Source organism: Novosphingobium sp. HNCC26BN242 (genome assembly GCF_057180525.1).
In genome coordinates this window covers 117,710-137,173 of the sequence record NZ_JBXUGM010000004.1, presented here as the reverse complement: position 1 = coordinate 137,173, position 19,464 = coordinate 117,710, and the positions used below count along the sequence as shown (strand labels likewise).

Sequence of the window (19,464 nt, the reverse complement as noted above, 5' to 3'; positions counted from 1 at the left end):
GGCCTTACACTTCCAGCGTGGCAATGTGCGCCCGTACGTCGACCGTATCGCCTTCTTCGGCAACGATCTCGATCAGTGTGCCAGCCGCGGGCGAAGGCACCTCCACGGTCGTCTTGGCAGCCTCGATTTCCACCAGCGGTTCACCATCGGCCACGGTTTCACCGATGGCTTTGAGCCAGCGGACGATCTCGCCATCCTGCATGCCCATACCGAACTGCGGCAGAAGAACCTTGAGTTTTGGCATTTCCGTTTCCTCAGACGTGTGTGCGTGCAGCGGCGCGCACCAGTTGGCTGGCAGCCGCGACGATGCGATCGACAGTGGGGTAAAGCGGCTTTTCGATATGTGGGGAAAACGGCAGATGTGTATCGGCCGTTGCAACGCGCAGGACCGGACCGCGCAAGGCGTCGAACGCGCGTTCAACGATCTGCGCCGATATCTCGCTGGCGGCGCTGCAGTTCTGGTGCGCAGGATCAACGATGATCGCCCGCCCCGTTTTGCGCACCGATTTCAGGATCAGGTCGATGTCCAGTGGCACGAGTGTGCGAGGATCGACCACCTCTGCCGAAATGCCTTCCTTCGCCAGCTTTTTGGCCGCCTTGAGCGCAAGCGGCACGCCGCCTGCGATGGCGATGATGGAAACGTCGGTCCCCTCTTGCTTGATGTCGCCGCAACCCAGCGGGATCATGAAGTCCGGGTCGTCAGGGACTTCCATTTTGCCTGACCAGCAGGTGCTGTCTTCGAAGCACAACACCGGGTCATCGTCCCTGATGGCAGCCTTGAGCAGACCCAGCGCATCATAAGCGTTGGAGGGCACGATGATCTTAAGCCCCGGCACGTTCATGAACATGGAATAGGGCCGGTCACTGTGCTGGGCAGCGTTTGAATTGCCGTAGAACATGCAGCTGCGGATCACCAGTGGAAGCCGGGCCTGCCCGCCATAGATGTAGCGCGATTTAGCGATGATGCTGATGATCTGATCCATCGCCGGGTACAGGAAGGACGAGATGGTCGCATCGACAATCGGGCGTGTGCCGACCATGGCAGCACCGGCAGCCGCGCCGATGAATCCGTTTTCGGAAATAGGCGTATCGCGCACGCGCTCGGTGCCGAACGCCTCGACTAGGCCGGTGGCCGTGCCGAACACGTTGCAGACGAGATCCTCACCCATCAGGAATACGGTGCGATCGCGCGTCATCTCATCGAATTGCGCTTGCCGGATCGCCTCCAGATACGTTAATTTTGCCATTATTGTGTCCGTTCAAATCTGGACGAATGCAGGAATCGGCAGGCGATCCACAAAAACATCGTCGAAGGCTTCGGCCTGAGAGGGGTAACTGCTGTCGCGCGCGAACTGCAGCGCGTCGGCCACTTCGGTCACGACCTCTTGCTCGATTTGGTCCAGCACCTCCTGCGTGACCCCCGAAGCCAGCAAGCGGACACGGTAAAGGTCAATGGGATCGCGCTTTTTCCATTCGTCGACCTCAGCTCCACGGTCGAGCAGCACCCGGCCCATGTTCACCGCGTGGTCGGCGTAACGGTAGGTCAGGGTTTCGATGAAGGTAGGTCCGCCGCCGCTTCGCGCCCTTGCCACAGCTTCGACCATGGCTGCTTCGACGGCATCGACGTCCTGCCCGTCCACTTGCAAAGAAGGCATGTCATAGGCTTTGGCACGGTCTGTCATCTGCTTTACCGGCACCCCCGCCGAGGCTGGCGTAGAGACAGCGTAGCCATTGTTTTCACAGCAGAAGATGACCGGAAGCTGCCACACTGCAGCAAGGTTCATCCCTTCGTGAAAGGCACCCTCGCCGGTTGCGCCGTCACCAAAGAAGCACAGGGTGACGCGGCCGTTGCCGAGCAGCTTGGAGCCGAGGCCGGCCCCTGCTGCCACCGGCACGCCCGAACCGACGATGCTGGTCTCTCCCAGGCTACCGACAGAGAAGTCCGACAGATGCATTGATCCACCCTTGCCCTTGCAGATGCCCGTGGCCTTGCCCAGCAATTCCGCCATCAGTGGGCGGAGCGCCGCGCCCTTTGCAATCGGGTGCCCGTGGCTGCGGTGCGTGCCGACCATGTAATCGTTGTTGTTCAGGACGATGCAGGTGCCGACGCCGGAGGCCTCCTGCCCTGCATAAGTATGGAGGGCACCGGGGATTTCGCCTTTGGCGTGGATCGTTTCAGCCACGGTTTCAAAATGCCGGATTCGCAGCATTCGCCGCAGTTTTTCCAACGCATTGCTGTTTGAGATGTCGGACATCGTCATCTTCCTCATTGGTATCCGGCGTGTGCCGGCGCCGCTTCGGCGACGATCAGTTCCAGTGGTGCAAAATACATTGGTTCCGGCGCGCCGCTGGTGATGGCGTAGACATTTTCCATGTGGCAGGGCCCGTGACGGGTGCCGAAGAACAGGCTGTCCAGGCTGATGAGCATCCCCTCTTCCATAACGAAGCCCTGCTTCACGCCCGCAAGGCCAGCCGAGGGATACGGCAAGGGGATTTCCAGCGGCATCAGGCCAATGCCATGCGCCACGACAAGCAGCTTTTCCGGCGAAGGGACGCCGTTTTCACGCAGATGTTCCAACCCGATCGCAGGCAGGCTGTTGGTCGAAACACCCGGCCGCAAATGCTCTACCATCTTCAGGAACCCATCGCGCAGGATGTCGTGCAACTGCTGATAGCCCGGTGTGGGCTTGCCGATCACCGCGGTACGGTTGATGTCGATCCACATCCCGTCATGCAGTCCCTGGGTTTCAAGAATGACGATGTCGCCGCTGCGCAACGCGCGATTGCCCGCGGTACGGAAGAGGTCGGGAATGAAGTCGTCGCCCTCGTAACTTCCCCCGAACAGCATACCCCCGTCATCCACCGGGATGACCTTGTTGCGGACCATGAAATCACACAGACGCGCCTGAACATCGTTCCAGTCGGCACCTTCGTGCAGGAGCCCCCCGGCGTGGGCAATGATCTTGTCCGCCAATTGGCCGACCTTACGATAGCGTGCCAGTTCCTCGGGAGACTTGACCACGCGCACCTGCATGATCAGGTCGAGTGCATCGACGAAAGTGTGCGGCGTATGGCGCGCGACCGCCGCCGACATCCGGTGCTCGTCAAACCCGATCGCGGTGTTTGCCAGCCCGTGATCGACAAGTGCCGCGCTGATGGCTGCGGCCACGTCGGGTTGGCAGGTGCCACGGATCGCGCCGGCAATGGACAGGGCATCGGCGGCCAATCGGTCAGGTTTGCGGTCCGGGTCGATATAGCGACTGACCTCGCAGAAATTCAGCATGTCGAAGGTGCGAATTTCATCGAAATGGCAGGTCTTCGTATCGCGATTCAAGACTGCCACCACTCCGACAGTCGCCTCTGGAATGACCAGAATGACCGGGGACGATGCACTTGCCGGGACAATTGCTGCGGCAAACGGCTCCATTTGCGTCCAGCGCTCCAGCACCGAATGATACCCGGTAACATGGCGCACGTCGTGAGGATGGGTCAGCACCAGCGCCGAAAGGCCCTCGGCACTCATGCGTGATCGCAGGCGGGTGATATGCTGGCCAGTCATGCTTCAGGCCGCAGCCTTGGATACATCCGCCTGCAGGGCGCCGGTACTAAGATCGCGGAGAAATTCGTGGTTCAGGATAAAGCGGACGTCCCCCGCATCATCGGTGAAGGCAACCGCGCCGTGGCCCATGAAAAGGTATTCGGTTGGCACATCGCAACGCGCCTCGCTGTGGCGGGAACCGATCGGCTCATAACCGTATGTGCCCGCTGGAGCCGACCCGACATCATAGATCAATTCACCGCTGACCACGAAGTACTGGCCATGTCCAAGGTGCCAATGCGGCGCAAACGTGGCGCCGGGCTGCATCGACACCCACAGCACCCAGTCCCCGGTCTCCTCGCTGTAGCGGAGCAGGCGAACACTCGTGCCTTCACCAAGCTCGTGCGTTGCGACATCGGCAATGTTAACGATCAGGTCACCGACTTTTCCGGCATCATGCTGCAGTATCATCATCACTCTCCCTTGGCCTCGTTGAGGAGGCTCACATTGTTGCGGTGAGGCCCTCGTCCGCCGCGATCACGGCGCCATGCAGCGCACTCGATGCTGGACTGACGAGGAAAAGGATCAGGTCGGCGATCTGGGCGGGTTCCATGAAGAACTGCCGTCGCGGGCTGGGATGGCCTTCCATCAGTGCGGCGATTGCTCCTTCGCCCTCGGGCGTGCGCAAGGGCGCAGTCAGTGGCGTCGCCACCGCGCCGGGGCAGACGCAGTTTATCCGGATGCCCTTGGGGCCTTGCTCGGTCGCAAGCGCCCGCGCCAGCATGGCGACCCCGGCCTTTGAAGCGGAATACGCACTGTCGCCAGCCCGACCGGCGGTGCCGCTGACCGAACTGACAAAGACGATGCGCCCTTCTCCCCTGGCAATCATGGCAGGCAAAGCCGCCTGCGTGACATAAAAGCTGCCCTTCAGGTTGACGTCGATATGGCGATCGAACAGCGCGATCGGGCTTTCCGGCACCGGGTTCGATTGCCAGATTGCCGCATTGTTGATCAGAATGCTGGCTGGCCCCATCGCTTCGGCAAGCTCAGCAACCCCGCGCATCACAGCATCCGCATCGGCCAGATCAAGCCGCCGCGCACAGGCGATGTCGCCCCGGGCAATTGCAGCATCGAGTTCATCCTGCGGCGCGTTGGAAAGGACCCCGACGCGAACCCCTTGTTCAGTCAATGCCCGCGACACGGCCTCACCAATGCCCGAGGTGCCGCCTGTCACCAAGGCCACCTGGCCTGCGAGCACCGTCATTGCGGCATCACTCCGGCCGCGTCTGCATCGGTCAACGGCGTGCAGCGCATCACGACCGGCTCTCCCTCGACACATGCCCATCCTGCGGCGGACATGGCCTTGTGATACGGCATGTCAGGATGGGCCACATAGGCAGCTTCGTTCGCGAACACTTCGGTAACCACGAACAACGCGGGATCCTCGTCCGAGCGCATCACCTGATACACCAACACATCGGGCTCGTTGCTCCGCACGTCCTTCTGGAGCTGGACCATCAGCTGCGCAAAGTCGTTTGACTTGTCCGGTCTGGTGCGGACATGCATCACGATACCGATCATCAATCAGGCCCCTTTCAAATGAACGAGAGAATGCTGCAAAGCGCCGCGAAACTGGCCCAGGGTCCACGGCCCGAAGAGGCTCGCGGACTGATTGCCCAGTTGCTCGCCGCAGCGCCGGACAATGCCGATGCGCTGACCCTGCTGGGTATCGTTGAGCAGCGCGCCGCCAACATTCCGGCTGCGCTGGCCGCGCTGGGACGGGCAAGGGAATGTGACCCGTCCAACCCCGCGCGGCTGGGCAATCATGCACTTGCCCTCAAGCGCGCCGGGCACCTCGAAGAAGCCATAGCCGCGTTGCATGAAGCGCTGGCGTTGCGCCCGCACGCGCCTGTAACCCTTGCCAATCTTGCCGCCTGCCTGATCGAATCCGGCCGCCCCGGCGAAGCGGTTCCCCATCTCGAAGCAGCGCTCGCGATCGACGGGCAGCATTTCGATGCGCTGAACAACCTTGCCATCGCCTTCACCCGCATCGGCAAGGCAGCGCAGGCCCTGCCGCTCTATGACCGCGCCCTTCGGTTGCGCGCCGGCCACCTTGAGACGCTCTTGAACCGGATCGATGCGCTTGCCACGCTCGACACCGATGCTGCGATCAACGACGTTCGCGCCATCCTGGCTACCCACCCTGGCCATCCCCGCGGCTCGAACCAGCTGGGCATGCTGCTCGAGGCCGGTGGCGAGCATGATGCAGCGATAGCCGTCTATCGCGCAGCTCTTGAAACGGGCGGATTGTTTCATCCCATCGGAGTCAATCTTGCCCGCGTGCTTGTGCAGACCGGCCGTCATGAGGAGGCCGTGGCACTCACCGACAGGCTGATCAACGACCTGCCAAGCGTCACCACGCCTATTGCGCTGAAATGCGCGGCCCTCGCACGAGCCGGGCTGCACAAAGAACTTGAAGCAAGCCTTGGTCTCGATCGCTTCGTCAAGGTCATCGACTTTACGCAGGTCGATGGCTTCCCGGACCGGAATACCTTCGATGCCCAACTGGCGCGGGAACTTTCCAGCCAGGCCTCGCTGACTTTTGATCCCAAAGGTTTGGTAACCCGCAAGGGCTGGCAGAGCGACGATCTGGCCAAGGCCGCCACGCCAGCGCTTCGGGCACTCATCAGCATGGCGAATACGGCAATTTGCACCTATCTGGCCGACCTTCCCGAAGGAGATCACCCGTTCCAGCGCGCGCGCCCGAACGAATGGTCGCTCACGATGTGGGGCACCATGCTCGATCCCGGCGGGGAAGTGGGTGCGCACATCCATGCCCCCAACTGGCTTTCGGGGGTGTACTACCCTGCTTTGCCCAACATCGTTGCTGCCAATCAGGAGGGCTGGCTCGTCATGGACAGCCTGCCTGACGAACTGGGCGGTGGTGGAACACAGCGGCGCTATGAACCGGCTGCGGGCCGAATGATCCTGTTTCCGTCCTATATCTGGCACGGCACCCTGCCATTCTCCGGAGACGAGCGTCGACTGAGCTTCGCGTTTGACTGCGTTCCCGCAGGGGTCGGGCGGCCACACCGCCTGACCGGCTAACCATGCCGGTCCGGTTAAAGGCATGAGCCTGACCGGACCGGCAGGTCGGCTCCAAGCACGCTGAGGGACGCGTGCTTGAGCCGGAACCAGGAAACGCCTTTGGAGGGCCATCAGAATTTTGCAGCCAACTCGATGCCATAAGTTCTTGGGGGGGCGTAGTTGGTGAAGTTGAACAGTCCCGCTACCGAGTTCGCCGATACCCGATAGACCTTGTTGAGAAGGTTTCGGCCAAATGCCGACACACGATATCGGTCGCTTGGCGAAGACCAGATCAGGCTGGCGCCAACTAGAGTACGCGCCTCGCCTTGCGTCCGCTCGGCGTTGAGCGTGACCGATTCGTATTCGGACTGATAATTCATATCAGCGTTCATGCTGACCGTGCCCCACGGCTGCGGTGGGAATTCGTAATTGGCAGTCAGGTTGGCGGTGACTTCGGGAACATTGCGCAGCTTCAGAAAGCTTGCGTCGACATTCGTGCCACTGCCGTCGATATCCGTGAAGAACTGAAGATACTTTGCCTTCTGCCAGCCAAACGCAGCCCCAAGTGTAAGGCCGTTCGCAGGGACGGCTGCAAATTCGAGTTCAAGGCCGTAAACCTCTGCCGATCCGGCATTGGTGGTGCGGGTTTCCTGTCCGGGCAGGCCTGTGATCGGATCTGTAAACGGCACCACTGCATCGCGCTGCAGGTCATCATACTTTACGTAGAATCCAGCCGCATTGAAGCGCAGCTTGCGGTCTGCCGTCTCGGTCTTGATCCCGATTTCAAAGCTGTCTGCGGTTTCTTCGGCAAACGGCAGAGCAGAAGTGGCCGACATGGCCTGTTCGTTGTATCCGCCTGATTTGTACCCTTGGCTGTAAGTAGCGTAGGTGTTCACGCCATCGGCGATTTCCCAGCGGACGCCAGCCCGGATGGTCGGCTTCGAGAAGCTGGCGCTGTCGGAATACTCCGGCCAGAACCCAGTGGCGATGGTTGAACGCCGCACCTGTGGCCGCACTGAAAACGACTTGTCCTCCTTGGTGTAGCGCGCACCGAAGAAAACGTGGAGCGGATCGGCGATCTTGTATTCGGCTTCCCCAAACACGGCATAACTGTCGACCTTGTAATCGGCGGTCGACTGGTTGGGATCGCTCAATGCAGTTGGGTCACCCAGGAAGCGCAGGAAGCCGAGAAACGACGTCGCACTGGCGTCGAGGGTTTGGCCCCAATACATGCCCCCAACGGTTATCTTGAACCGGTCGGAAAAGTCGGAACTGAACCGCCCTTCGATGCTGTATTGCTCGCGAACGTCATCACGGGTGGAGACGAATAGAAAAGCGTTCTCACCGGTGTAGTCCGATGGCAGGATTGATTTAGCCCGGCGATAGCCACCGACCAAGGTGAAGGCACCCAGATCCGCGGCGCGGTGTTCTGCCCGCAGATATGCACCATCCACATCGATGCGATGGCCGTTCAGCGTCCCCACGCAGGTTGGCGCATTAGCGTCGCCCGGGCACAGCGTCGTGCCGGTATCAAAGGGGCTGGCTCCGGTCGTCTGAATGCCGGGGAAACCCAGAACGTCGAAGAGGAAACCACTCGGGCTCTCGTTGACGCTTGGCGGGCTGCCGCCGCGGTCACGCAGGATTTCATAGGTCAGCATGATGTCCGTATCGGACGACGGCTCCCACAGCAGCTTGGCGCGGCCGCTGAAGTATTCCGGGCTGCCGAGCGGGCGATTATCGCCGGGCGTCTGCCCCGGAACGACATCGACAGTGTTCGATTTCGTCTGCCGATAAAATCCATCGCCCTTGAGATACGATCCCGAAGCACGGAAATACAGGTTGGAACTGATAGGCACGTTCAGCGATGCTTTTGCCGAAAACGTGTTGAAGTTGGCATAGCCAAGCCGAAGTTCTGCGGCCAGCTTGTCGTCCGGTCGCTTGGTCATCACGTTCACCACGCCGCCTACAGTGTTCTTGCCGAACAGCGTGCCTTGCGGACCGCGCAAAACTTCGATGCGTTCGATGTCGAACAGATCGAACAATTGCGTCTGGACGTGCGCCAAGACGAAGTCATCGACAACGACCCCGATGGCCGGCTCAAACGTCAGGATGATATCGCCAGTCGACTGGCCACGGATGCCGATCGAGGCCGCGTTGAAGCCCGGAACGTTGGTAATGACGACGTTCGGAATGTCGCCGGTTAGCGCACGGATATCCACTGCGAACTTGCGGTCGATTGCCTGCGATGAAAACGAGGTCACGGCCACTGGAGTATCTTGCAGAGACTCCGACACGCGCCGCGCCGTTACGACAATGGCTTCGAGGCTCGAGGTCTGACTTTGCTCGGTATCGCTTTGCGCTTCAGTCTGCGCCAGGGCTGTTGTGCTAACCCCCGAAAGCATAGCAGCAAAAATTGCCGAACAGGCAATAGATTTGCGTTGGCGGAAACCACCCATAGCACTCTCCCAAGTGGCACTCGGCCGTTTTGGCACGGCTCGCAGTGTGACGCGCCGTTCTCCGGCGCAGCCATAAACAAACATATATGTTCATTTTTTGGAAGAAGAAAAATCAAGCAAGTTTGATTTTATTTTTTGGGATAAGCATCATGTTGTATTTGCAAAGAAAGTCGTGCTTGTTGGCAACTGCGAGCCCCGCCGTTGCCTTCCTCTTCGACTCTGAGGGAAAAACCTATAGCTGCCAGCGAAAACCTCATTCTTCGGCTGGCAATCATGGTGGCCACCGGCGTGGTTCGGAGTTTGAAAAAGGATACCTGGGCGGAGTCGGTCACGCGAGCCACGATCTGGCATCCGCGGCCACGGCAGGCTATGCTCACGCCGCTTTATGCTCCTACTGAGCGCCTCAGGTGGCTCACGACATCGACCTTCTTGGCGACACATAAACCGTAACTGGAAAGTTGAAGACGGTAGCCGTAGGCTAGAGCAGATTCCGATCACTCTGGCTCATACCCGGCGGCGATAAAACAGTTGGTGCATTCGTTCGGTGTGAAGCGTGGCAGCGCGTCTCGAATGGCATCCCAGAGCTCGGGGACGGCCCGTGCCGCGGCCTTTCTCAGGATCGCCTTCAACTTTGAGAATGCGTTCTCGATGGGGTTGAAGTCCGGGCTATAGGGGGGAAGGAAGAGCATCCTTGCGCTGAAGGCTTCGATGGCTTCACGCGCTGCAGCAACCTTGTGGGCTGGCAGGTTGTCGAGGATGACGATGTCACCGGGCCGCAATGGCTGCGCGAGGACTTGCTGCGGGTAACCGTCGCAAGTTCACTTTGGCCGGCCGTTTTGATGCATCTGGGAGGGGGCAGAAAGGAACCAGTTTCCGTTTTCCGCTTCGGGCGAAGTTCACTGGCTGACCCGATTTTCTCGGCGGGCTTTGTTTTGTGGTTCCGTTCTGCGGAAAAAGTCTCACGAATACGCGCATTCGCCGCCCGGGAGCGGCCATTCAGGGAAAAATTTGTCTGAAGTGAATGGCGGAGACGGAGTCCGCCAAACTAGTGTCCAACTGCATCCGCACACCGCCAGAAAAACATTAAAAATAAAGGGGTTTAATGAAGTTCCGACCCTCTTCCCGTCCGAATGTGTCCCGTTGCGTTCCCATAAAACCGCGCTATTATAGGGGAATGATTGTGGGAACGCTCTGCTCTTGGTGCCATGGTGGCTCAACTTAGGCAGGTTCGATTCCCGGATAGGGAGCCATAATGCCCAAGAAACTGAGCAACGCGCTCACCCCCTTGGCGGTGAAGAATGCAAAGCCCGGTCGCCATGCCGATGGTGGCGGGCTGCATTTGCTGGTGAAGGAAAGCGGCGCGCGGTCGTGGGTCTATCGCTTCATGCTCAGCGGTAAGTCGCGGGACATTGGCCTTGGCACAGCTGGACCGGACGGCATTTCCCTTGCCGATGCCCGCGACGCCCGCGACGCACTGCGCCTCAAGGTGAGGGCGGGGATTGATCCCCTTGAGGAACGCCAGCGGGTGGCGGCAGTGGCTCTTGCGGCGGCTCAGGCGGCACAGGTTGCCGGAATCACGTTCAAGGCCGTGGCCGAAACTTACATCGGCGCGAATGAGGGAAGCTGGCGCAATGACAAGCACCGGCAGCAATGGAAGAACACGCTGGCCACCTATGTCTATCCGGTGATCGGGGATCTGCCCGTTTCCAAGGTCGGGACTGCTCATGTTTTGCAAATCCTTGAGCCGATCTGGAAAGCCAAGGCCGAGACTGCCAGCCGCGTGCGCGGTCGCATGGAAACGATCCTCGACGCCGCCAAGGCGCGCGGATACCGGGAGGGCGAAAACCCGGCCCGGTGGCGCGGCCATATCGCGCAAATCCTGCCTGTCCGTTCACGGCTCACGCGCGGCCATCACAAGGCTATGCCGTATGATGCGATCCCCGCATTTATAGGCGCGCTGCACAAGCGTGAGGCCGTGGCTGCGCTGGCGCTGGAATTTACGATCCTGACTGCTGCCCGCACTGGTGAGGTGATCGGCGCAAAGTGGGATGAGGTCGATCTGGACAAGGCAATCTGGACGATCCCGGCCAGCCGTATGAAGGCGGGCAAGGAACATCGCGTGCCTCTGTCAGCGCGTGCTGTGGAGATTTTGGAGTCCACGCAAGGGCTGCGCAAGGAATGGCTGTTCCCAGCGACCAAGGGTGGGAGCATGTCCGGCATGGCCATGACCATGCTGCTACGCCGGATGAAAGTTGACGTGACCGTGCACGGCTTCCGGTCGGGCTTCCGCGACTGGTCCGCCGAATGCACCGGCTATGCCCATGAAGTCGCCGAAATGGCCTTGGCGCATACTATCGAGAACAAGGTGGAGCGAGCCTATCGGCGCGGCGACCTCTTCGACAAGCGGCGGCGGCTCATGGACGATTGGGCCACCTATTGCGCCAGGATCCTGGCGGCTGGTGCCAACGTAACGCCCATTCGCAGAGCAGACGCGAAATAGTGGCCAGTCGCGTCTGCGGGTTATGGACGCTTACCCCCTCCTACATTCGCTATAAAATTTGTTTCGCGGTCTCAATTTGGCCGAGCAAAAGGAAGATCGCTTGGTTCATCAGTTGGAATGCCGATACCTGTGTGGCCCACGACCACGAATCTTTTGAAGAAGATCAATCATTTCTCGCCCCAAGACGTTGTTGAGCAACGACTATGATTGCCGCTTATGAAAACAGGTGCCGCTGAATATCAATGAACGCCCCACGTATTTCGGGGATCGAGCCGAGCACCCTCTTGGCGTCGTTTGTTCCGCCGTATCGGATCTGGAGGAAATCGCTGATTCGGTGGGGTGCCAACTCGTCGATGCCCTGAATCTCGTACGCCTGCAGGACGTACGCCAGGAACGCCCGCATTTCCTCCTCGTACCCCGTCAGGCCGGTGGCCTTGGCGGCTTCCACCCGTTCGGATCGTGACATCGGCGCGAGGGTGAAGCGGACGTAGGCGAGGACGTCGAACACGTCGCTTTGGGGGGCGTCGATCAGGCGGCGCATGTCGTCCATGCGGTCGCGGTCGTAGCCCATTTCCTCCAACCGGCGGAGGAACGCCAGACGTCGGTCGGGGTCCGTCCAGACGTTACGCAGTTCGTCCGCGTCCGCGACCATCGTGCTAAGGTCACCAAACAGTTGCTGCATGAACTCCCGTGCCGTGATCTGGCGCCCGTTGAACCAGTACGTCGTCTCCGCGACGTAGCGGATCCTGCGCTCCTTGCCGTCCGCCAGCTTTACGACCACGCGCTCCACAGGTGGACGGGGTTCCATACCCCCACCATCCCTGTCGTCGCCGTCACCCTCCGTGCCGTCGTGGCCACCTCCCCCACGACCGCCGCCGCCACCTCCCGTCGGCTCCTCCGGCTCGCCATCCCATGCAGGATCCTTGAAGTGCTCATAGGCCTTCACGAAGTCGTAGATCGTGAAGAAGTCCTTCCCGTCGAAGGTGCGCGTGCCCCGGCCGATGATCTGCTTGAACTCGATCATCGACTTCACCGGCCGCAGCAGCACGATGTTGCGCACGTTGCGCGCATCCACTCCGGTCGACAGCTTCTGCGACGTCGTGAGGATCGTCGGCAGCGTCTTCTCGTTGTCCTGGAACTCGCGCAGGTGCTGTTCGCCCAGCTTGCCATCGTCGGCTGTCACCCGCTCGCAGTAATGCGGGTCTGGGTTGGTCTTCACCTGGTTGATGAAATTGCGGACCCGGGCGGCGTGATCCTGTGTCGCGCAGAACACCAGCGTCTTCTGGCGCTGGTCGATCTGGTCCATGAACTCGCACACGCGGCTCATCTCGCGCTCATCGATGATCAGCTTCGTGTTGAAATCCGCCTCGGTGTATTCCTTGTCGGGGTCAATCTCCCCGCTCACCACCTCGTCCTCGTCGCTGAAGGTGTAGGTGTCCATCGTGCTCGCCATCTGGCGCACCTTGAATGGGGTGAGGAAGCCGTCGCCGATCCCCTCCTTCAGCGCATAGGTGTAAACCGGGTCGCCGAAATAGCGGTAGGTATCCGCGTTCACGTCCCGCTTGGGGGTGGCGGTAAGGCCCAGCTGCACGGCGGGCGCGAAGTATTCGAGGATCCCGCGCCAAGTGCTTTCGTCTCGCGCGCCGCCGCGGTGGCATTCGTCGATCACGATGAAATCGAAGAAGTCCGGCTGGTAGCCTTCGAATGTCAGGCCGCTTTCCACGCTCTTGCCGTCCGTCATGAAGGTCTGGAAGATCGTGAAGAACACGCTCGCATTGGTGGGCACCTTGCCCTGCTTGCGGATTTCCTCAGGGCTGATCCGGCATAGCGCATCCGGTGGGAAGGCGCTGAAGGCGTTGTAAGCCTGATCGGCAAGAATGTTGCGATCGGCGAGGAACAGGATGCGCGGGCGGCGGACCGGCTCGCGGGTCAGGTTCCAGCGCGACTGGAACAGCTTCCACGCGATCTGGAACGCGATCGAGGTTTTGCCCGTGCCCGTGGCGAGCGTCAGCAGGATGCGCTGCTGATCCTTGGCAATCGCCTCGAGCACGGCGGTGATGGCGTTGTGCTGATAATAGCGCGGCTGCCACTTGCCGCCACCGGTCTCGAAAGGAACTGCGCCGAAGCGTTCGCGCCAGGCATTACCGGTGGGGAAGCAGCGCTGCCAAAGCTCATCGGGCGTCGGGAAAGGCGGGGCGATGTTGCCCTCCTTGCCCGTGTGCATATCGACCTCATACCACTGGGCCCCGTCAGAGGCGTAGGCGAAGCGGGCCTTCAGCCGGGTCGAGTAATCCTTGGCCTGGCCGACGCCCGCGCCTGCACCCTTGCCGTGGCGCTTGGCCTCCATCGTCGCGAGCTTGTGGCCGCGGTATTCAAAGACGTAGTCGGCCGAGAGCGGAGCGCCGCGCTGACCGCCGGGCATGATGCGACCGGGGCAGATCGCCTCGCGCCGGATGTGCGCACCCTCGACCACGCCCCACCCGGCATCACGCAGCACGGGATCGATGCGATTGGCGCGGGTATCGGCTTCGGTTTCCTGCATTGGCTCAGACCAGTTCCCCGGCGAACGCCTTTTGAAGGAAGGATTGGCGGAGACTCGCGATGTCATCAAGCTTAGCCTTGATCTGACTTTCCATCAGCGAGAACTTATCCTGCAATCCCTTAAGCGCTGACGCTTGTTGGTCTTGGGTGTGTCTTTCAGGAACCGGCACCAAGCTTGGCGCTAGGGATTGCCTAGTGATCTGTGGCTGCGCGGCGCCCGTTATGACCGTGCTCCAGTCCATGGCTCCTCTGAAGAATTGCTCAAGATAGTCGACGGAAATCCGATCATCTTTCGGGCGCACGACCATCGCGTTGCCAGTGATCCAACTGAATGGCTCGGAAATGTTGACGCTGCCACAGGTGGCCCCACGGCATGTCACCAGCAACTGCGGCGCTTCGTGGTTGAACTTGTCGTAGCGCCCGATCGGGCCGTTCGCGCCAAACACGATGTATGCGCCATCTGGCTTCAAATCCTTGGCCGAGATGGTTTTTGGCTGATAGATTTCGCACAGGTCGCCGAGCTTCAGCCAGTCGCCGCCGACACCATCAAAGACGGCCCGGCTGGCGGACGCTGAGAGGTTTTCGAGGTCAGTCAGATTGGCTTCGGCGAGGGCGCGGGCGCGGTCGAGGGCTGCGAAGGCCTGATCCAGCACCGCAACAATCCGCTTCTGCTCCTCAAGCGGGGGGAGTGGCACTTCCAGCTTGGAGATGTGACGATAGTGGCGTGCATAGCCTAGGGATGGGAACGGGTTGGCCTCAAGGAAGTATCGGAGAAACTTGGCATCTAAGAAATTTCTTGGTTTGAGGATTTTCACCCCGTCGGCCCCGACGACAAAGTCGAAGTCGATAAGCTTCAATACCTGAGTGTGGTCTCCGAAAATGACCATGGGAGACGACACTTTCACAGCGTCGTTATCGTTGTTCCAATAGCCATTGATAAAATCCGCTTCCTGCGAAACGATTGGAACAGCGCCAGCGTCCAGAAACGATTTTCGCGGAACCTTGGCGGGAATGCGGACATTTTCGATGCATTCCGAGAGCGGCCGAGCCCCCCAAGTCACAGCATTCCCCTGATCTCTTCGAGGATCTGCCGCGTCTCCTCGTCGCGGGCGAGCATGTCGGCGATGATCTGGTCGGGCGCGCGCAGCGGCGCCTCCTCGGGCACGGTGGGGTTGCGGACCGACAAGTCCCACGTCGCCTTGTCGAGATCGTCGACATCCACCGTCCAGCTTTTTGCGCTATCCGCCTTGTCCGGCTGGAGCGCGACGAACTCAGCGAGGTCACCATCGTTGAGCGCGTTGGTTTTGCCCATCGAGCGGCCCGGATCGAGCTGGTAATACCAGACCTGCCGGGTGGGCGCGCCCTTTTCGAAGAACAGCACCACGGTCTTCACGCCCGCACCCTGGAATGTGCCGCCGGGGCAATCGAGCACGGTGTGGAGGTTGCAGCTGGTCAGCAGTTCCTTGCGCAGCTCGACGCTGGCGTTGTCGGTGTTGCTGAGGAACGTATTCTTGATCACCACCGCCCCGCGCCCGCCCGCCTTTAGCTTGCGGATGAAGTGCTGCGTAAAGAGGTAGGCGGTCTCCCCTGACTTGATCGGGAAGTTCTGCTGCACCTCCTTGCGCTCACCCCCGCCGAAGGGCGGGTTGGCAAGCACGATGTCGTGACGATCAGCCTGCTGGATGTCCATCACGTTCTCGGTGAGCGTGTTGGTGTGGCGGATCTGCGGCGCCTCGATCCCGTGCAGGATCATGTTCATGACGCCGAGCACGTAGGCGAGCGACTTCTTCTCCTGCCCGTAGAAGGTCTTGCGCTGGAGGATGTCCCACTCGGCAGCGGACAGGTCAGGCCGGCGCAGGTATTCGAACGCCTCGCACAGGAACCCTGCCGAGCCTGCCGCGCCGTCGTAGATCGTCTCGCCGATCTTGGGGTCTACCACCTTGATCATGGCGCGAATGAGCGGGCGCGGCGTGTAGTATTCGCCGCCATTGCGCCCGGCATTGCCCATGCGCTTGATGCGGGTCTCGTATAGGTCGGACAGCTCGTGCTTGGCTTTGCTGCTGCCGAAATCGAGCGTGTCGACAATGTCGATCACCTCGCGCAGGGAATAGCCGGAGCGGAAGCGGTTGATGATCTCGTTGAAGATCTCGCCGATCTTGTATTCGATCGTATCGGGATCGTCGGCGTCGGCGCTGAAGGTTTTGAGGTAGGGGAACAGGTCACCGTTGACGAAGTCGATCAGGTCCTGGCCAGTCATGGCGATCTGGTGATCGATCTCGCCATCATCGCGCTTGGGCGCGGCCCACACGTCCCAGCGGTATTCGGGATCGAGGATGGGCTGGTATGCGCGACCTTCGAGCTCGGCCTCGTCCTCCTGCGCGGCCTCGAAGTCGTCGAGGTATTTCAGGAACAGTAGCCAGCTGGTCTGCTCGGCATAATCGAGCTCGGACGCGAGGCCCTCGTCGTTGCGCATGGCCCGGTCGATGTTGTTGAAAGCGTTTTCGAACATGGGTGACGGCTAGCCAGCAATCGCCCAAACGACAAGCGGTTCCGGCTGTTCAATTGCAGCCGAATTAGCGTTATGCTGTGTATTCTTGCAGACATAGCAACACTGATTGTCCGATTGGAACACACTTTGGCAAAGTACGGCCTTGGACAGACCGATCTCAATTTGTTGGTCCAACTAAGCCTAGCTGGTTTGATCGCAGAACCTGAACGCCACCTCTCGAATCTCCTGAAGTCACAGCAGCCCATCGAGTGGGAGACGAGGAAAGCTTTATCCGACGCGCTCAATGGCCGACTGACAACGGCGAGTTTAAAAGTGACGCCGACGAAAGCGAATGACTTCGTGCGTCGATTCAGAAAGCTGAGGTCACAGATCAAGATTGGTCGGCGCGCCAAGGAAAGAGAGCTGGAGATCGGTTACGACAAAGCCATTTATGAAGCCGCCGCAAGAAGTTCTTATGCCTCTAAGACAGTCGAAGGGTTTTATACCACGGCCAAAAAGCTCGACACTTGGATTGAAGAATGCCGTAAAAATAAGTTCTCACACTCAGATTTAGCTTTTGAGGTAGCCTATATCTACAGTTGCTTGAAGCAGCAAAACGCAGAGACTGGCTTGAAAGCATCAATCGAAACACTGTTAGAGATTGTCCAAGCCTTCGATGATCTCGTGATCGAGGCAGCAGATAGATCCATCCATCCCGAAAAACTGATGATAGCCGTTGTGACGCCATGATCAGATGTCACCCTGAATCGGAATTTTGAATAAGGGTGAAATGCCACCCTACAAACTCATAGCCACGTCATCGGTCCTCTAGAGACGGAGACGGACAATGAGTGATAAAAGAAATGTTCAGCCCAAGCTGGCCTATAGCATTCGCGAAGCTTGCCATGCATCAAGCCTAGGCCGTTCCACGATTTATGGTCATATCGCTGCCGGACGGCTTCGCGCAGTTCGTGTCGGTGGTCGCACGGTCATCCCAGCAGATGCGCTTCAAGCGCTAATCTCTGGCGAGGCGTGAACCATGCCCCAAAAACAAAACCCGACCACCGAAAGCGGACGGGTTTCGCGGAACAGCTTGGTCGGCACTTCCGCGAAATCTCTTAGCCCGATCCGGACTGCACTGCAACTTCCGCCAATCATTGCTCAGCATCTTTGGCGACCCGATGAGCTGATTGTCATCGAGACAACTGTCATGCTCGCAATCTCGCTGTTTGGAGGCTCGGCACATGGCTGAGCGCGGAAGCGAAGAACAGGGAACGCCCGACATCGGGGCGCTGACAGATCAACTACGGCGAGCGCGGCTATGGGCCTGGAGCATTCTTGAGCAACGTGCTCCTGGTGCTGCTCGCGAGCTTGCCTGGGCAACGATCAACCTTGCCCGTGACCACGACCCTGACACCTACAGCCCTTGGCTCAAGGTTCCAGCATTGGAGCCAGAGGCGCTGCACCGCGCGCTTGATCTTGCTAGCGACATTGCTCGCCTGATCCGAAAAGCCGACGCGCTGCAACCTCACCTGATCAGGACGCATGGGAGGTGCACATGAGTCACCCAATCGACTTGGTCCATGCGTTCATCGGTCGATTTGTGTCCTATCCGTCATGCGAAGCTCAGACAGCCCATGCGCTATGGATCGGTCACACCCATCTCATGCAGCATTGGGATTCGACCCCACGCCTAGCCTTTCTCTCGCCCGAGCCCGGCAGCGGGAAGAGCCGCGCGCTGGAGGTGACGGCACTTTTGGTTCCGCGCCCCGTTGAAACCGTGAATGCCACACCCGCTTACCTGTTCCGCAAAGTTGCCGACCCAGCCGGTTTGCCAACCCTTCTCTACGACGAGATCGATACGGTGTTCGGCCCAAAGGCCAAGGACAACGAAGACGTGCGCGGTATGCTGAATGCGGGGCACCGCCGAGGCGCAGTTGCTGGTCGCTGCATCATGAAGGGTAAGGTGGTGGAGACCGAGGAATTGCCTGCCTTCTGCGCTGTTGCGCTGGCCGGGCTCGGGAACCTCCCTGACACTATCATGACCCGTGCAGTAGTCATCGCCATGCGAAGGCGCGCACCCGATGAGGTGGTCGAACCTTTCCGGGACCGCCTCCAGCGGGAAGAGGCTGCCCCCATACTTGCAGCAATCTCGAGATGGGCCACTACAATTAAGGGGGTTACCTTTCCAGACATGCCGGCGGGTATAGCAGATCGCGACGCCGACGTCTGGGAGGCATTGATTGTCGTTGCCGATCTGGTCGGCGGTGATTGGCCAGGACGCGCTCGTGCGGCAGCCGTCAAACTGGTGGCAGCTGCCAAAGCTAAACCGCCAAGTCTCGGTGTTCGGCTGCTCGCCGACATTCGCGAAGTATTCGCCGAAGCCGATCAGATGACCACGGCAGCCCTGCTCGACGCATTGAATGCCAAGGAAGACGCACCTTGGGGTGATCTCAAAGGGAAAGCACTGGACGGCAGGCGGTTGGCCCGCATGCTTTCCAGTTACGATGTAAAGCCCAGAAAGATACGTGTCGGTCAGGCAACTCAAAACGGTTATCGTCGAGCCGACGTTTACGATGTCTGGCAACGGTACCTGCCTCCCACTCCCGATGTAGAGGGAACAAGTGGAACATCTGGAACAGTCGCATGCTCCGGTGTTTCATATGTTCCGGATGTTCCGCTTACCGGGGAGGAGAAAGCCCGCAATGGGAAAACACGCGTGTGCCAACGGTGTGCCGGCGACGGTTGTAGGTGGTGCGAGGATTAGGATGACAGGTAGAGCGAAGTCTGACCTGGCTCCGTGGCGCACCGGTTTTTGCGGGTGCTGTTGTTCAGGCGCAGGCCCTAGGGCGAG

General features: G+C 59.9%; 16 protein-coding genes and 1 pseudogene. 5 read left to right on the top strand and 12 right to left on the bottom strand.

Features of this window, described 5'->3' with window-relative positions:
* Nucleotides 1-4 precede the first annotated feature (4 nt).
* Genes AC2A1F_RS15935 through AC2A1F_RS15905 form a run of 7 tightly spaced genes read right to left on the bottom strand, consistent with a single transcriptional unit; the run spans nucleotide 5 to nucleotide 5,119 of the window.
* A complete protein-coding gene (locus AC2A1F_RS15935; protein WP_484209765.1) occupies nucleotides 5-244 on the bottom strand; it encodes a biotin/lipoyl-containing protein in 240 nt (79 codons plus the stop codon).
* A gap of 10 nt (nucleotides 245-254) precedes the next feature.
* On the bottom strand, nucleotides 255-1,247 hold the full coding sequence (locus AC2A1F_RS15930; RefSeq protein WP_484209764.1) for an alpha-ketoacid dehydrogenase subunit beta: 993 nt from the start codon (nucleotides 1,245-1,247) through the stop codon (nucleotides 255-257).
* A gap of 12 nt (nucleotides 1,248-1,259) precedes the next feature.
* On the bottom strand, nucleotides 1,260-2,255 hold the full coding sequence (locus AC2A1F_RS15925; protein ID WP_484209763.1) for a thiamine pyrophosphate-dependent dehydrogenase E1 component subunit alpha: 996 nt from the start codon (nucleotides 2,253-2,255) through the stop codon (nucleotides 1,260-1,262).
* Nucleotides 2,256-2,266: 11 nt separating this feature from the next.
* The gene (locus AC2A1F_RS15920) at nucleotides 2,267-3,559 is read right to left on the bottom strand and encodes a M24 family metallopeptidase (RefSeq protein WP_484209762.1); all 1,293 of its coding nucleotides are present in this window, start codon (nucleotides 3,557-3,559) and stop codon (nucleotides 2,267-2,269) included.
* A gap of 3 nt (nucleotides 3,560-3,562) precedes the next feature.
* A complete protein-coding gene (locus tag AC2A1F_RS15915; protein WP_484209761.1) occupies nucleotides 3,563-4,009 on the bottom strand; it encodes a cupin domain-containing protein in 447 nt (148 codons plus the stop codon).
* A gap of 31 nt (nucleotides 4,010-4,040) precedes the next feature.
* Nucleotides 4,041-4,802, bottom strand: coding sequence for an SDR family NAD(P)-dependent oxidoreductase (locus AC2A1F_RS15910; RefSeq protein WP_484209760.1), 762 nt, complete (start codon nucleotides 4,800-4,802; stop codon nucleotides 4,041-4,043).
* Nucleotides 4,799-5,119, bottom strand: coding sequence for a putative quinol monooxygenase (locus AC2A1F_RS15905; RefSeq protein WP_484209759.1), 321 nt, complete (start codon nucleotides 5,117-5,119; stop codon nucleotides 4,799-4,801). Before AC2A1F_RS15905 ends, AC2A1F_RS15910 begins: the two co-directional genes overlap by 4 nt.
* A gap of 18 nt (nucleotides 5,120-5,137) precedes the next feature.
* On the opposite strand from AC2A1F_RS15905, the gene AC2A1F_RS15900 reads away from it, so the two are divergent.
* Complete coding sequence (locus tag AC2A1F_RS15900) at nucleotides 5,138-6,646, top strand: tetratricopeptide repeat protein (RefSeq protein WP_484209758.1); 1,509 nt, start codon at nucleotides 5,138-5,140, stop codon at nucleotides 6,644-6,646.
* Between the two features lie 110 nt (nucleotides 6,647-6,756).
* On the opposite strand, the gene AC2A1F_RS15895 is transcribed toward AC2A1F_RS15900, so the two are convergent.
* Both AC2A1F_RS15895 and AC2A1F_RS15890 read right to left on the bottom strand, forming a co-directional pair.
* Entirely contained in the window at nucleotides 6,757-9,027 is a 2,271-nt protein-coding gene (locus AC2A1F_RS15895) for a TonB-dependent receptor (RefSeq protein WP_484209757.1), read from the bottom strand.
* 548 nt (nucleotides 9,028-9,575) lie between these two features.
* A pseudogene (locus tag AC2A1F_RS15890) lies at nucleotides 9,576-9,866 on the bottom strand (transposase); the annotation flags it as partial.
* 467 nt (nucleotides 9,867-10,333) lie between these two features.
* Between AC2A1F_RS15890 and AC2A1F_RS15885 the strand changes: the two are divergent.
* Nucleotides 10,334-11,581 (top strand): tyrosine-type recombinase/integrase, encoded by a 1,248-nt coding sequence (locus AC2A1F_RS15885; protein WP_484209756.1) that lies wholly within the window; start codon nucleotides 10,334-10,336, stop codon nucleotides 11,579-11,581.
* A gap of 214 nt (nucleotides 11,582-11,795) precedes the next feature.
* Here the strand turns inward: AC2A1F_RS15885 and hsdR are convergent, their stop codons facing one another.
* From hsdR to AC2A1F_RS15870, 3 genes are read right to left on the bottom strand one after another with little or no spacing between them, the layout of a single operon-like run.
* On the bottom strand, nucleotides 11,796-14,123 hold the full coding sequence (hsdR, locus tag AC2A1F_RS15880) for an EcoAI/FtnUII family type I restriction enzme subunit R (protein ID WP_484209755.1): 2,328 nt from the start codon (nucleotides 14,121-14,123) through the stop codon (nucleotides 11,796-11,798).
* 4 nt (nucleotides 14,124-14,127) lie between these two features.
* Nucleotides 14,128-15,183 (bottom strand): restriction endonuclease subunit S, encoded by a 1,056-nt coding sequence (locus tag AC2A1F_RS15875; protein WP_484209754.1) that lies wholly within the window; start codon nucleotides 15,181-15,183, stop codon nucleotides 14,128-14,130.
* Nucleotides 15,180-16,631, bottom strand: a complete 1,452-nt coding sequence (locus tag AC2A1F_RS15870) for a type I restriction-modification system subunit M (RefSeq protein WP_484209753.1) — start codon at nucleotides 16,629-16,631, stop codon at nucleotides 15,180-15,182. Before AC2A1F_RS15870 ends, AC2A1F_RS15875 begins: the two co-directional genes overlap by 4 nt.
* Before the next feature lie 114 nt (nucleotides 16,632-16,745).
* Here AC2A1F_RS15870 and AC2A1F_RS15865 point away from each other — a divergent pair, with 114 nt between their 5' ends.
* The 3 genes from AC2A1F_RS15865 (at nucleotide 16,746) to AC2A1F_RS15855 (ending at nucleotide 19,377) form a co-directional block, all read left to right on the top strand.
* Nucleotides 16,746-17,360, top strand: coding sequence for a hypothetical protein (locus AC2A1F_RS15865; protein WP_484209752.1), 615 nt, complete (start codon nucleotides 16,746-16,748; stop codon nucleotides 17,358-17,360).
* A gap of 97 nt (nucleotides 17,361-17,457) precedes the next feature.
* A complete protein-coding gene (locus AC2A1F_RS15860) occupies nucleotides 17,458-17,646 on the top strand; it encodes a helix-turn-helix domain-containing protein (RefSeq protein ID WP_484209751.1) in 189 nt (62 codons plus the stop codon).
* A gap of 1,005 nt (nucleotides 17,647-18,651) precedes the next feature.
* A complete protein-coding gene (locus tag AC2A1F_RS15855) occupies nucleotides 18,652-19,377 on the top strand; it encodes a DUF3631 domain-containing protein (RefSeq protein ID WP_484209982.1) in 726 nt (241 codons plus the stop codon).
* The last annotated feature ends 87 nt before the right edge of the window (nucleotides 19,378-19,464 follow it).

Bases quoted from the DNA above. Each gene is read 5' to 3' on its own strand.
- AC2A1F_RS15935 (WP_484209765.1), bottom strand. From the start codon at position 244: ATGCCAAAACTCAAGGTTCTTCTGCCGCAGTTCGGTATGGGCATGCAG.
- AC2A1F_RS15930 (WP_484209764.1), bottom strand. From the start codon at position 1,247: ATGGCAAAATTAACGTATCTGGAGGCGATCCGGCAAGCGCAATTCGAT.
- AC2A1F_RS15925 (WP_484209763.1), bottom strand. From the start codon at position 2,255: ATGTCCGACATCTCAAACAGCAATGCGTTGGAAAAACTGCGGCGAATG.
- AC2A1F_RS15920 (WP_484209762.1), bottom strand. From the start codon at position 3,559: ATGACTGGCCAGCATATCACCCGCCTGCGATCACGCATGAGTGCCGAG.
- AC2A1F_RS15915 (WP_484209761.1), bottom strand. From the start codon at position 4,009: ATGATACTGCAGCATGATGCCGGAAAAGTCGGTGACCTGATCGTTAAC.
- AC2A1F_RS15910 (WP_484209760.1), bottom strand. From the start codon at position 4,802: ATGACGGTGCTCGCAGGCCAGGTGGCCTTGGTGACAGGCGGCACCTCG.
- AC2A1F_RS15905 (WP_484209759.1), bottom strand. From the start codon at position 5,119: ATGATCGGTATCGTGATGCATGTCCGCACCAGACCGGACAAGTCAAAC.
- AC2A1F_RS15900 (WP_484209758.1), top strand. From the start codon at position 5,138: ATGAACGAGAGAATGCTGCAAAGCGCCGCGAAACTGGCCCAGGGTCCA.
- AC2A1F_RS15895 (WP_484209757.1), bottom strand. From the start codon at position 9,027: ATGCTTTCGGGGGTTAGCACAACAGCCCTGGCGCAGACTGAAGCGCAA.
- AC2A1F_RS15885 (WP_484209756.1), top strand. From the start codon at position 10,334: ATGCCCAAGAAACTGAGCAACGCGCTCACCCCCTTGGCGGTGAAGAAT.
- hsdR (WP_484209755.1), bottom strand. From the start codon at position 14,123: ATGCAGGAAACCGAAGCCGATACCCGCGCCAATCGCATCGATCCCGTG.
- AC2A1F_RS15870 (WP_484209753.1), bottom strand. From the start codon at position 16,631: ATGTTCGAAAACGCTTTCAACAACATCGACCGGGCCATGCGCAACGAC.
- AC2A1F_RS15860 (WP_484209751.1), top strand. From the start codon at position 17,458: ATGAGTGATAAAAGAAATGTTCAGCCCAAGCTGGCCTATAGCATTCGC.
- AC2A1F_RS15855 (WP_484209982.1), top strand. From the start codon at position 18,652: ATGACCCGTGCAGTAGTCATCGCCATGCGAAGGCGCGCACCCGATGAG.